Raw genomic sequence first — 13,371 nt, 5'->3', positions numbered from 1 at the left:
ATTAATTGGTTACACCACTTTTTATTACGCCATATTCTTTTGCGTAGCTTTCCAGCATTACAGGTAGCGAGTATTTTTGTTTATATAGCGTGTAAGCAGCATCACCATGTGACACTGTTTTAGCCTTATTATTAATGTATTCACTCATAGCAATAGCCATTGTAGATGCATCACGAATAGGGATTAAATAGCCCGATTCGCCTTTAATTATTAGCTCAGAACAGCCTCCAACATCAGATGCAATTACTGCTTTTTTACATGCCATAGCTTCAATAATACTTCGTGGTAAGCCTTCCCAAAAGCTAGAGAGTATAAATACATCAGCTTGAGTTAGTTTTTCGGCAAAGTTGTCAACCACACCACAAAAGTTTATTACCCCTTCAGGAAAGTGAGCAAATAACTGCTTTACTTTAGCTTCGTACTGGCCATCGCCGTATATACTTAAAGTAAAAGGTTTACTTTGGCTTAATAAAGAGCTACACGCTTGAGCAAGCGTGGTGTAGTCTTTTTGATCTTCAAAACGGGCTGCGGTAATAAAATTAACGGGCTTGTCGGTTAGCTCCCACGTATCGTTAAATTTACCAAGCATACCGTTTCGTATCACTAACAACTTTTTGTCGGGCACGCCTATTCGTAAATACTCGTTTTTATCGAACTCGCACACACCTATAATTTTTGAAGGTAAATAAGAGAGTAATTTTTCAAGTCGCTCATATTTTTTAAAGCCCTTATTTTCGGGTGTATTAACAAAAGGCACACCATGCGGAACATAATAAGAGCGTTTAAAAGTAAGCATTGCAGCTATACGCCCAAGCGCACCTATTTTAGCTGTATGCCAAGAACAAACTTGTGGGTTTTCCGATATAATCAACCATATTAATTTTAACAATGACCAAATATCGCTCAGCGGGCTTAAATCTCTTTTTAAATTAGTTAAAGCATGCACTTTAAAACCAGCTGCTCGCAATTTAGTTATCGCATCGCCGTTACCACCTAGTGCGTATACTACCTCAGCACCTTCGTCTCTAAACTTTTCGCCAATTTGGCAAATATGCTTAAATGAACCAGATACAATAGTATCCGAACGCGTCATCCCTATTAAAACCTTCATCTATGAAGCTCCAAGTAATTTTTTATAAAGCTTTACGTATTCTTTTGCTATTACATCTACTGTAAAGTTAGATGTAATCAACTGCTCAGAAAAAGCTTGCACTTCACCACTATTTTTATTGTGTAATGCAATGCCATCTTCTGTACTTTTAGCAATTTCAGCTGCACTAAAACCTGTAGCAATATAACCGTTTTTATCTGTGAAAATAGCATCACTAGCCCCACTTACAGGTGTAGACACTAATACCTTTCCCGCTAATAAAGCTTCAAGTAATGAGTTCGAAAATCCTTCAGCTTCTGATGCATTAACAAAAATATCAAATAGCTTAATAAAGTTTACCGGATCGTCAACCTCACCATAAAATGTTACTTTTTTTTGCAGGTTATTTTTCTCAATATATTTTTTTGCTGCTGGTAGTACACTACCACTACCTATTAAATGAAAATGCACTTGCTCATGCTTTTTGCTAAGCAATGCAAACGTCTCCATTAATACATCTACTTTTTTAATTTGCTCTAACCTACCATGATAAAAAAGATTTATTACAGAATCATTTTTATCATTTAAAACTGGGCTATCAGTATCAATTAAGCTTTTATCAATACTATTTGGTATATTAATAATATTTTTAAAGCCAAACTCTTTACAGTTTTGTGCGATCACGCCAGATATCGCGACTACTGTAGGCTCAGTTTTTAATACAAAATCAGCCATTATTGGCCCAATAACTTTTTTAGCTTTTAATGCTTTGAAATCCATGAACTGGTTAGAGTTACCTACCTTAATTAATATTGGCTTTTTAAATAAACGTGCCAAGCAGCAACCTACAAAAGCACCAAACTTACCTTGGTGACAATGTATTACATCAAAGCTTTTACTATTAAACATACCCCAAATTAACACCCTAATTAACCAATATACTGAAAAAGGTAACCAGCGACCAAGTAAGTCAGGGGCTATTGGCGAATATAAACGCGTTACAGGAACTTCGTTCATCACCTCATTTGCTTTGCCTTTAAACTTTTGGCGTGATGTTAATATATGTACATTAACTCCCTCAGCTTGAATCCCTTTAGAGACTCGCCCGCATTGTTTTTCAGCACCACCAAATACATCTGGCATGTATTGACATGTAAGCATTAAAATTTTCATTTAGATATATATTCCCTCAATCTAATGTTGATGTTTTTTTCGATAATATTATAAATAAAACAGCCAAATATCACACTAATTAAAGTAATACCAAACCAAATTACTACTAGTGGAACATACTGTATTTTAGGGATGAGCCCTCGTCCAAAAATCCCACTTATAATCATAATAGGAAACATATGAAATAAATATATTGAATAGGAGGCATCACCTAAGTAAACAAATGACTTATGAATTTTCATATCTTTTATTGGTGTGTAAAGTACTGCCAAAATAAAAACAGACAATGCTATAGGTGCTCTTGATATTAAAGACGTGTACTCCCATAAATAAGGGGTTGTGAAGTACATAAATAACCATAAACTCCCAAATATAACCACTACAAGCATAATATTTTTCGACATTCTGTAACCCGACAAATATAGTTTTGCTAGCCAACCACCTATTACAAACTCAAATAATACCGGATTTTTTAATAAGCTTATAATAGCTAAATTTAAATCAGTTAAATGTGCAAATATAGAAAGTACCATTATAAAAACAGTAATTACTTCTAACCTTTTAGATGCAGCAAGCAATAATGTGGGAGCAAATAACATATAAAATATAATTTCATAGTTTAAAGTCCAACCTACCTTTAAAAAAGGAACAATCGCCCCTTCGTAAACATGTGGAATTAATAATAATGAATAAAACACATGCAGCCCGTCAAACACAGCTGAAGATCCAGGTAATAAAGCTAATACACTCATAAAAAATATAGCGACAAACCAAATAGGATATATTCTGACAATTCTTTTTTTAAGATATAAACCTATATCATTTGTATTTCTTGAGGTATAAAAAATAATAAAGCCAGACAATATAAAAAATATGTCTACCCCTATTGCCCCTATCTTTACAAACTGATTTTCTGCAAGCCAAAAAGAATGCTCTGCACCTAGCTCAGCGTGTCGTTTAATAATCAAACCATGAACATGGTAAAAAACTACAATAATTGCAGCTAACCCTCTCAAAAATTGTAAAGACAATAATTTCATAATCCCTCGAAAACAGTGAAAAAAGCATTTAAAAATAAGTTCTGTTTATAACAAATATAAATATTTAATTTATTCACTATTCATAAGATTAACCTTTTAATTTCTTCAAGTTATTAAGTATTTCCTGCACTCTTTTGGGGAAGATAATTTTATAAATTATAATGTATATAGAACAGCCAATAAGCACAGAAAAAATAACTTTAAGAGCTGAGGTTATATCAGTAAAAAACAAATGCAATACTATATATAATATCCCTCCCATAATTAATGAGGATATTATCGAAGGTAATAATGCTTTCATAATGGCATTAATAGAAAAACCGAACTTCCTCTTTAAAACGACTAACATACTCAACGACAATATTGTTGCTGTTACAACATTAGAATACGCCACATGGTAAATTGAATACTGAGAAAAAACACTAACAAGCCCAATAACAACTATAAACTCGACTACACGTAACCTAAACGGAATATGTGAGTTATGTGTTGAATGGCACAGCGGAGCAAAAAAGTAATTCAGTGAAGCGCTAAAACCGCTTAAACACAATATAGAAAATATAACTCCGCTTTCAGACCATTTATCGCCAAAAACTAAGTACACCATTTCGTCACCGATAACAAAGCCACCAACAAATATAGGTAACGCAAACAACGCTGTAGTAGTAAGAAATTTTGTAAAACAAGCTTCTAGTTCATTAGTATTGCTTTGTAAATTGGCGAAAGCTGAAAAAGAGACATCAACAATTGGTCTTATTGTAAATTGCACAATAACGTCGAGCAATTTACCTGCAATTTTAAAGTAACCTAATGCAACTACTCCTAGAAAAAAACCTATTATAAGTTCAACAAATCTAAATATCCCCTGCCCAACCAGTGAACTTAATAATATAGGTTGGCCTTGCTTTAATGTATTTAAAATACCACTTACGGATAGACTTAATACAGGGCTCCAGCTAATTGCCTTCCACACAAGTAATAATGATAAAAAAATTGATAATATTTTCTGGATTATCAAACTGTAAAAACCATAGTTTGCATAAGCAAGGTAAATAGCTACAGCACCGGAAAATAATGATGAGAGCAATAACCTTATAGCAAGTGCTTTAAATTTAAAATCACGTTTAAGTAACCCTTCTGGTACTGTCGATAAGGCTTGCATTACAGGTACGATTGAAAGTATTTGTAATGATATTGCAAGGCCAGGGGCTTCAAATAGCACTTCTAAATAAGTAGATGCAAAAATAAAAAATAGAGACGAAGCTATTCCAATTAATAGAGTGGCGAAGAAAATACTATTCTCTACATTTAAGTTATTTTTACTACGTACAACTACTTCAACTAATCCGTACCTAACAATTGTGTTTGTTAGCTCGACAAAAACGATGGCTAATGCTGCAGTACCAAAATCAACTGGAGATAAAATACGTGATAAGATTATGAATATAACTAACCCAGATAATTGAAATGAAGCATTACCTATAAAACTCCATAAGGAGCCACTAATAATTTTATTTTTTAATGTCATTTTTTTCTTTTATCTGTATATTTTTTTGGGTTAACAAACTTTTTAAACCAGATTTCTTTTAAATACTCTTTAATTAAGTGTAATTTAGTTACTTTAAAACCATCAGTTTCTATTAATTTATAATCAAGTAAATTTAAAGTATCTTTAGCGTAGTATTGAAAGTCTGCTATGTTTTGTTTTGTCATTTTACCCTTCCATGCACTTGCTCGGCTAGCATCAGGTGCTTTCCCGACTAAAGTATGTTGAGACTTAGTAAATTCAGGTAAAAATTCATTTTTGACACTATTTAATTTTATTATGTTGGGATTATTTAAAAAACTTATAATTCTATTTATTTCATTTACTTCGTTATGGAGTAAGTCTTCATACTTTACTAAAAGAGTTTTATTAGGAAATAATGCTTGAGTAATAAACCCATATAAAATTTTGTTGTTCCAAGCTCTAGATGCATCTAAATAGGTATTTGAGCCCCATTCAAGTGGTATCTGTGAGTGGGCAACAGCACGCCCATCACGTACAATATGTATGAAGTAGCACTCACTAAAAATATCATTTAGCCACTTAGAATAAACTAAATTATTCGGTGAGTGATCAATCCAGAATAAAACATCATTTTTCCCACAATACAAACTAACTAGGTCTTTGTAGAATTCTTCAAACGAACGGTGTTTTTTATCTCTTAGGGGTTCGATGTTAAGACCCCAAAGTTTAAACCGCTCGTTATTTTCTAGTAAATCACAGTATATTTTTGTACAAAAGGGTTGTTCAGCTAAAACTTCATTTTTAAATAAAGACTCAGGAGTAACGACACTTTTTTCAATTTTAGAAAGCAGCGAAGCAAGCATTGTTGTACCGCTTCTATCTGCCCCACCAATAAATATACATTTCATGATTATTTCCCTGAGTTATAACTCCGGTACCAATCAACAAACTGTTGCATACCATATTCAATGTTTGTATTAGGTTTAAAGCCAACTTCTTTTTGTAAGCTATCTATATCTGCGAATGTTGCTGGTACGTCGCCTGCTTGCATTGGCATGTAATTTTTGTCGGCTATTTTACCTGCTGCTTTTTCAATTGATTCAATGAAGGTCATTAATGCAATGGGTTCGTTATTACCAATATTGAATACACGGTATGGTGCTTTACTTGACTCTGGCGAGGTATTGCTATTTGATTGGTCTCTTTTTGGAACTACGTCTTGAATGCGAATAATGCCTTCTACAATGTCGTCTATGTAGGTAAAGTCACGTTTCATTTTTCCGTTATTAAAAACTTTAATTTCACGGTTATTTAATATTGCATCGGTAAATAAGTAAGGGGCCATATCTGGACGGCCCCAAGGGCCATACACTGTAAAAAAGCGCAGCCCTGTTGTTGGTAGGTCGTATAGGTGGCTATAGCTATGCGCCATCAACTCATTTGATTTTTTAGTAGCTGCATACAGCGATACTGGGTGATCTACCGCATCGTCAGTCGAAAATGGCATTTTTTCGTTCATACCATAAACAGAGCTTGATGATGCATATACTAAATGCTGTACTTTATTGTGGCGACACCCTTCTAAAATAGTAGCAGTGCCCACTAAATTAGAGTCAATGTAGGCCATTGGATTCTCTATTGAGTAACGCACACCAGCTTGTGCTGCTAGGTGTATTACGCGGTCAAATTTTTCATCTTTAAATAAATTTGCTATGCCGTCTCTGTCGGCTAAATCCATTTTTACAAAACGAAATTGAGTAAGGTGTTTAATACGCTCAAGCCTTGCATGTTTTAATGCCGGATCGTAATAGTCGTTTAGGTTATCTAGCCCTATTACTTCGTGGCCATCGTTACATAAGCGTTCAGCCACAAAGTTACCGATAAAACCTGCGGCACCAGTTACGAGATATTTCATTTGTAAGAATCCTTTAAATTTGCTTTATTAATTTAATTTCAGGCACTGCTATTTTGGCGTTTAAATATTACCGTTAAATACAAATTAAATTTGGTTGTGATTATACAAGTAAGTTACGAAACCAGTTTTTTAACTGCTTTGGTAAACTCTTCACCCATATGGCTTGATTGCATTGCATATTCTACGTTGGCAAGCATATAGCCTAATTTAGAACCACAATCGTGTGACTGGCCTTTTAAATGGTATGCTTCAAGTGTTTCTAAGTGGCGTAATTGCAGTAATGCATCGGTAAGTTGTATTTCGCCACCGGCACCAGGAGGTGTGTACTCTAGTAAATCCCAAATAGCAGGCGATACAACATAACGGCCTGTAATAGCTAAGTTGCTTGGTGCTTCATCGGTATTTGGCTTTTCTACCATGTTTTTAATTATTGCGTTTTCGCCCGCGTTAATTTTTATACCGGCTAGGTCAACCACACCATATTGGTGTACTTGCTCTTTTGGTACTGGCTCTACCATTACTTGGTTGTGGCCTGTTTTGTCGAAGCGGTCGATCATTTGGCTTAAATTATCGGTTTTAGGATTTGATTTGTATTTATCAATAATTACGTCAGGTAACATTACTGCAAATGGGTTGTTGCCTACTATTGGTTTGGCGGCAAGTACTGCGTGGCCAAGGCCTAAAGGCGCAGATTGACGAACCGAAATTACGGTTACGTCTTTTGGAACTATTGAGCGTACTTCTTCTAGCAGACTACGCTTTACACGTGCTTCTAGCGTGGCTTCTAACTCAAAGCTGGTATCAAAATGGTTTTCGATTGAATTTTTTGAGGCGTGAGTTACAAGTATTATTTCTTTAATACCTGCTTGTACGGCTTCGTTAACTACATATTGAATAAGTGGTTTGTCTACCAGAGGCAGCATTTCTTTTGGAATGGCTTTTGTGGCTGGTAACATACGTGTTCCAAGACCAGCTACAGGTAATACGGCTTTTAAAACTTTCACTTTAATTCCTTTCATTATTATTTTGTAAATATATAAAGAAGAAACTAAAGTTTACTTCCATATAACGTGCTTCACATACCTTGTGTTAGCATTATTATACACACCATAATGTTTGACTCAATAAATAAAGCATCCTTTTAGATTGTTTTTCTGTTAATTTTATGTTGCACCAAACTAGTCAGGGTGAGTCATATTGGGGCATCTAATTCTTTTTGATGATCTACCTTTTTAAAAGTAATAATACTATACTGGTATAGTTATTTATTAAGGATTACTAACTTAAGGAACATTTGTGCGCTTAGGGCTTTGCATTTTATTTATTGTGTCGTTTTTTGTATGTGCACAAGATATGCTTTTGTATTTGCGTAATAGCGATATTATTACCCGTGCACAGCAACAGTATGGCAACGAAGGCCATAAACGAATTAAAGATTGGCTTAATTTTATTGATGACTCGGCTGGTGAAAGCGAATGGAAAAAAATTCACCTTGTTAACGATTTTTTTAATAAACACATTAAATATAAAAGCGATGAAGATCTTTGGCAGCAAAAAGATTACTGGGCTACCCCGCTAGAGAGCTTAGGTGTTGGCATGGGTGATTGCGAAGATTACGTTATTGCTAAATATTTTACGTTAATAGCGCTAGGTGTTCCTGAAGATAAAATACGTTTAATGTATGTACGACAGCGCACAGTAAACCAACCCCACATGGTACTTATATATATAGAAGATCCAAACAGAATACCCTTTGTTTTAGGTAACTTTAATACTAAACTGCTTCCCGCAAATAAGCGCCCCGATTTAACGCCTATTTACAGTTTTAATGGTCAAGGACTTTGGTTAGCAAAATCGAAAGGGTTAGGCAATAAGGTAAAAAATAGCCGTGGTGTGTCGGCTTGGAATACTATGCTAGAGCGAATTGAACAAGGTGAGCTTGCTCCCATTAAAAGTAACATTAAAGGAACTACCAGTTATGTCTCGACTTTTTAAAAATGGATTGAGTCTTAAAACCCAAGTTTACGGTTTAATAATCGTTATTTCGGTTGTTTCATTTGTGGTTCGAGTAGTTACAGATGTTGAAACCACCCGCGATTACTTACAAACCCAAATGGGAAGCCATGCCCAAGACACAGCTACCAGCTTAGGGCTTTCTATTTCGCCTTACTTAGATCCAGAAAACTTAGTAATAGCTGAAACAATGGCTACCGCTATTTTTGATTCTGGTTACTACAAAGAAATTAAATTTACAAATTCACAAAGCCAAGTTGTATTTGATCTGGAAAATCCTAAGCGTGTTGAGTCTGTGCCTAATTGGTTTATTGCTTTAAGTAGTTTAAAAGCGCCGACTATGCAGTCTGAGCTAAATAATGGTTGGATTATGGCGGGTATACTTGAGGTTACAAGCCATACTGGGCAGTCTTATGTTACGTTGTGGGAGCATACAAAACGCAGCTTTTATGGTTCTTTTTTAATACTTATTGCCTCGCTTGCAGTTGCTTTTTTAATATTACGCGAAGTATTTAAGCCTTTAAAAGCAGTTGAGCATCAAGCTCACCTTGTTACTCGTAAGCGCTTTACATTAAACGAAGAAATACCTGTTGCACGAGAGCTGCGCACTGTAACCAAAGCTATAAATAATATGGTTATTAACTTACAAAGTACTTTTGACTCTTTAACTAAACAAACCCAAGCCTTAACAGAAGAAGTTTATATTGATTCTTTAACAGGGTTAGGTAATCGAAAGTTATTTGAAAATCACTTTAGCTCGGTTGTTGACACAATAACCATTGATGCTCCACTTACTGCAATGATGATTACCCTACCTTCACTTACAAATATAAACCAAACTGTTAGTTATCAAGATGGTGACGCCCATGTGAAAGATGTAAGCGTTATTCTTACTAAAATTATTGGCAACCTAACTAACTCTAAAATATTTAGGTTAAATGGTAGTACTTTTATAGCGCTTATTCCTTACGATACGCAGTTTTTAAATAGAACCCGCTTAGAAATTACTGATGCTTTTAGTAAACAAAAAAATAGCTTACACGTTAATGGGTTTGCTAATTTTGCAATATTAGAAGTAAATAAAGGCTCGTCTATTGGTAGTGTTTTATCTGCTTTAGATACAGGTAGCACTATTGGCGATACAATAGAAACTAACAAAATAGATAAAGACACGCTATTTAGTGTTAAACAATGGCGTACACTTATTCAATCGATTATTGACTCTGGCGAGGTTAGCTTTTCAGTGCAGCCAGTTAAACGCGCTAACTCACAAAATAAGCAGTGTTACTTTGAGGCTTTTGCCCACTTTACCCATGAAGGTGAAAAGGTTAATAATGGCCATTTATTTGCTATGGCCGAAAAGCTTAATTTAACCGAAGAGTTAGACAAAAAAATAATTCGTAACTTTGTAAACGTTAAAGAACAATACCCTGATGACGTATTTGCTTTAAACGTAAGTAAGGCGTCTTTATATTCGGCTGATTTTATACAATGGCTTACTCTTTATGCCCACACTAAACCTGTTATTAAAACTAACCTTATATTTGAGTTACATGAAATTAGTTTACTTTATAATGTGCACATAGCCTCAAAGCATATAGATGCAATTAAAGATATTGGCATTAATGTGTGTATAGAACACTTTGGAACGAGCTTAACGTCGTTTAGGTATTTACAAGGTCTTGATATTGAATATGTAAAAATTGATGGCAGTTATATTCAAGACTTGTTAGATAACTCTCAAAGCCAATTTTTTATTCAAACCGTTAATAATATTTGTCATGGTTTTGGTATTAAAGTGTTGGCATGCTTAATTGAAAAACCCGAAACATTAAAAATGCTTGAAAATTTAGGCTGTGATGGTGTACAAGGTAATTTAATTATGGAGCCTTCTAAAGTACTTACAAGTAAGAACCGTGATAACGTTAATAAAGAGTTTACTTTTTGCACAGACACGCTAAAATTCTGTAATTAGATACTCACTTAAAGGGACACAAGATGAAATCGATTTTTTTAAAGAGTTTATTAATAGGTGCAATGGCTTTTACTGTTTCACCTGTTTACTCACAAGCAGATTCTGATGTTGTAGTACAATCTGACAGCCTTACTAACTTACTAAATATTTTGAATAATGCTCCTGATGATATTACGCCAGAAGAATTACAAAGAGAGTTAGTGGCTGCCATTGAGCAATTTTGTCAAAACATGGGTCCTATGGACCTTGATTCGCCTATTGCAAACGCCACGTGTTCTGCTGAACAACTTGATATGTTAATTAACGCGGTTGTTGCCTCTTTAGGTGCAGATAATGCGTTAATTTCTGACTTTTTAGCAGCCTTAGTAACTGCTGGAGCAGATAGTGATGCGGTAACTATTGCTGCAATCACTGCTGGTATAGATGCCACCGTTGCATCTGAAGCTACTGCTGCGGGTCCTACTGATGGCACTCCGGTTGCAGCCCCTCCTGTTGTTGTTTTACCTACAGTTACTGTACCGCCTGGTACTGGTGGCACTGGTGGTGATGCTGGTATATCTGAAGTTGGTAACTAAACACTCTTCTAAAATATAATACAAACGCAGCCTATGGCTGCGTTTTTACTTTATGAGTTTACATTGAATCGTTTTATATTTTTGTTGCTATGCGCAATACTTTTTTTACTACCTATTCCCTTAGGTAGCTACCGCCCTTGGGCTATTTTAGCTATTGGTTTGTTAATTGGTGCTACTTTTTTAGTTCATTTAATTAATAGCGCTATAAATAATAAGCAGCCCCTCTATCCTCCATTGTATTCCTGGCCGTTATTTGTTGCACTTGGTGCTGTTGTTTTAATTTGCTTTATACAAATATTTAGCGTTAGCCTTGACCCGTTTCAAACAAAACAAATGCTTATAAAAACAAGTTTTATGATTTTATTTTGTTGGCTATTATTTATTTATTGTAATACTGAAAAGCGTATTAAAAATTTAATATATGCAATTATAAGTGCAGGCGTTTTTCAAGCTTTGTATGCCACTTATTTAAACCTATCGCCAGATATAATTAGCCCGCTATTTGGCTATAAACATACCGAACGTGCTATTGGTACATTTACCTACTCTAACTTTTTAGCTAACTTTTTAGCTTTATGTTTGTGTTTAGGTATTGGTGTTTTAGTGAGCGAGCTAAAACGCTCAACTAGCGATTATAAACAAACATTAAAACAAACACTTCGTGCGTGGACTGAAATACTTTTGAGCTCAAAAATAATTTTACGTATTTCGTTAATTATTATTATTGTGGCGTTAATTTTAACCCGTAGCCGTATGGGTAACTCGGCGTTTTTTATTGCATTAATGGTTGTTAGCTTACTCGCGTTTTTTATTTACAAGCAAAAACCTAAAGCGTTTAAACTACTTATAACAAGTTTTTTTATAATCGATTTGATTATCATTGGTGCTATATTTGATGTAGAAAAAGTTAAACAGCGTATTAGCGAAACCAGTATTTCATCAGAAACCCGTGACGAAGTTGTGCGTGATTCAATACCCCTTATTTTAGATAAGCCTTTGTTGGGCTCTGGTGGTGGTACATTTTATACTGCGTTTCCGGCGTATCAGTCTGAGCCTTATTCGGGTTACTACGATAATGCTCATAACGATTACATACAGTTTGCAGTAGAGCTGGGTATACCCACTACAGCTGCACTGGGCTCACTTATACTTTATTGTTTATGGTTATGTATAGCGACTATGCGAAAGCGTAAAACAGCGTTGTTTCAGGGCGTTGCTTTTGGTTGTGCCATTGCAATTATAGATATGCTGCTGCATTCGTTGGTAGATTACTCTTTACAAGCGGGTGCAAACTCAATGTTGTTTATGACTATTTTATGTTTGGCGATATTAAGTAGTAAATTACCCGCGTCTAAACGAAGTCGAAAAGAGCATAGTTAAATACAAAGCCAAGTAATTACCTAATATAGAGTGATTAGAAGCTGCGCTTCTCACGCGAGCAAGCTCTGCGTCTACCGCCAAGGTTCAATTTACGGTTAACTTGTTGGCGTGACAAGCAAAGCCTGTAATAAGTAATTTATGCACTAAGAGGTTAAGAGGCGCCGCGCTTTTAGAGAAGGAAATAAACACTAAACGCGGTTTTTATTAGTATTATGTCTTCTCATTTACTCCTCTTTTGTTTCTCTTTGTGAAAATAGATCTTTAATTGATTTATTGGTGAATAGATTAAATAATTTAAGCGTGGCTTTCGTAACAATCGTACCCATTATAAGAGATTTTTTCACTAAGAGGTTAAGAGGCGCTGCGCTTTTAGAGGAAGTAATAAAACCGAAACTATATCCTGATTGGTATTATGTATTCTCATTTACTCCTCTTTCGTTTCTCTTTGTGCAAATAGTTCTTTAGCTGGTTTTTAAATAAATTGAATAATTTTAAGCATTGCTTTGTAACAGCAGCGCCTGTAATTAGTGATTTTTCACTAAGAGGTTAAGAGGCGCTTCGCTTTTAGAGAAGGGAATGAACATAAAACACAGTTTTGATTAACATTATGTCTTCTCCTTTACACCTCTTTCGTTTCTCTTTGTGCAAATAGATCTTTAATTGATTTATTGGTGAATGGATTAAATAATTTAAGCGTGAC

General features: G+C 34.9%; 11 protein-coding genes. 4 read left to right on the top strand and 7 right to left on the bottom strand.

The features are described from left to right. Position 1: 1 nt before the first annotated feature. The 7 genes from I6F47_RS11415 to galU form a co-directional block, all read right to left on the bottom strand. Positions 2 to 1,111 (bottom strand): glycosyltransferase family 4 protein, encoded by a 1,110-nt coding sequence (locus tag I6F47_RS11415; RefSeq protein ID WP_197183881.1) that lies wholly within the window; start codon positions 1,109 to 1,111, stop codon positions 2 to 4. Next, a complete protein-coding gene (locus I6F47_RS11410) occupies positions 1,112 to 2,263 on the bottom strand; it encodes a glycosyltransferase family 4 protein (protein ID WP_197183880.1) in 1,152 nt (383 codons plus the stop codon). Next, complete coding sequence (locus I6F47_RS11405) at positions 2,260 to 3,303, bottom strand: acyltransferase family protein (protein WP_197183879.1); 1,044 nt, start codon at positions 3,301 to 3,303, stop codon at positions 2,260 to 2,262. The genes I6F47_RS11410 and I6F47_RS11405 overlap by 4 nt, the downstream gene beginning before the upstream one ends. Positions 3,304 to 3,391: 88 nt before the next feature. Then, positions 3,392 to 4,831, bottom strand: coding sequence for an oligosaccharide flippase family protein (locus I6F47_RS11400; protein WP_197183878.1), 1,440 nt, complete (start codon positions 4,829 to 4,831; stop codon positions 3,392 to 3,394). Beyond that, on the bottom strand, positions 4,828 to 5,721 hold the full coding sequence (locus I6F47_RS11395; protein ID WP_197183877.1) for a sulfotransferase family protein: 894 nt from the start codon (positions 5,719 to 5,721) through the stop codon (positions 4,828 to 4,830). The genes I6F47_RS11400 and I6F47_RS11395 overlap by 4 nt, the downstream gene beginning before the upstream one ends. Positions 5,722 to 5,723: 2 nt before the next feature. Next, the gene (locus I6F47_RS11390) at positions 5,724 to 6,728 is read right to left on the bottom strand and encodes an NAD-dependent epimerase (protein ID WP_197183876.1); all 1,005 of its coding nucleotides are present in this window, start codon (positions 6,726 to 6,728) and stop codon (positions 5,724 to 5,726) included. Positions 6,729 to 6,841: 113 nt separating this feature from the next. Beyond that, complete coding sequence (galU, locus tag I6F47_RS11385) at positions 6,842 to 7,732, bottom strand: UTP--glucose-1-phosphate uridylyltransferase GalU (RefSeq protein WP_197183875.1); 891 nt, start codon at positions 7,730 to 7,732, stop codon at positions 6,842 to 6,844. Between the two features lie 292 nt (positions 7,733 to 8,024). On the opposite strand from galU, the gene I6F47_RS11380 reads away from it, so the two are divergent. The 4 genes from I6F47_RS11380 to I6F47_RS11365 are packed head-to-tail and all read left to right on the top strand — an operon-like array spanning position 8,025 to position 12,671. Beyond that, positions 8,025 to 8,723, top strand: a complete 699-nt coding sequence (locus I6F47_RS11380; protein ID WP_165721454.1) for a transglutaminase-like cysteine peptidase — start codon at positions 8,025 to 8,027, stop codon at positions 8,721 to 8,723. Further along, positions 8,707 to 10,716, top strand: a complete 2,010-nt coding sequence (locus tag I6F47_RS11375; protein WP_197183874.1) for a bifunctional diguanylate cyclase/phosphodiesterase — start codon at positions 8,707 to 8,709, stop codon at positions 10,714 to 10,716. The genes I6F47_RS11380 and I6F47_RS11375 overlap by 17 nt, the downstream gene beginning before the upstream one ends. 23 nt (positions 10,717 to 10,739) lie before the next feature. After that, a complete protein-coding gene (locus tag I6F47_RS11370; RefSeq protein WP_197101846.1) occupies positions 10,740 to 11,291 on the top strand; it encodes a hypothetical protein in 552 nt (183 codons plus the stop codon). 33 nt (positions 11,292 to 11,324) lie between these two features. Continuing rightward, entirely contained in the window at positions 11,325 to 12,671 is a 1,347-nt protein-coding gene (locus I6F47_RS11365) for an O-antigen ligase family protein (protein WP_231609215.1), read from the top strand. The last annotated feature ends 700 nt before the right edge of the window (positions 12,672 to 13,371 follow it).

This window comes from Pseudoalteromonas sp. NZS37 (genome assembly GCF_015864265.1).
Taxonomy (GTDB): domain Bacteria; phylum Pseudomonadota; class Gammaproteobacteria; order Enterobacterales; family Alteromonadaceae; genus Pseudoalteromonas; species Pseudoalteromonas arctica.
The sequence above is the reverse complement of the archived record's forward strand: the minus strand, read 5'-3'. Positions and strand labels throughout refer to the sequence as shown.

Bases quoted from the DNA above. Each gene is read 5' to 3' on its own strand.
- I6F47_RS11365 (WP_231609215.1), top strand. From the start codon at position 11,325: ATGGCTGCGTTTTTACTTTATGAGTTTACATTGAATCGTTTTATATTT.
- I6F47_RS11395 (WP_197183877.1), bottom strand. From the start codon at position 5,721: ATGAAATGTATATTTATTGGTGGGGCAGATAGAAGCGGTACAACAATG.
- I6F47_RS11370 (WP_197101846.1), top strand. From the start codon at position 10,740: ATGAAATCGATTTTTTTAAAGAGTTTATTAATAGGTGCAATGGCTTTT.
- I6F47_RS11390 (WP_197183876.1), bottom strand. From the start codon at position 6,728: ATGAAATATCTCGTAACTGGTGCCGCAGGTTTTATCGGTAACTTTGTG.
- I6F47_RS11410 (WP_197183880.1), bottom strand. From the start codon at position 2,263: ATGAAAATTTTAATGCTTACATGTCAATACATGCCAGATGTATTTGGT.
- I6F47_RS11400 (WP_197183878.1), bottom strand. From the start codon at position 4,831: ATGACATTAAAAAATAAAATTATTAGTGGCTCCTTATGGAGTTTTATA.
- I6F47_RS11415 (WP_197183881.1), bottom strand. From the start codon at position 1,111: ATGAAGGTTTTAATAGGGATGACGCGTTCGGATACTATTGTATCTGGT.
- I6F47_RS11375 (WP_197183874.1), top strand. From the start codon at position 8,707: ATGTCTCGACTTTTTAAAAATGGATTGAGTCTTAAAACCCAAGTTTAC.
- I6F47_RS11405 (WP_197183879.1), bottom strand. From the start codon at position 3,303: ATGAAATTATTGTCTTTACAATTTTTGAGAGGGTTAGCTGCAATTATT.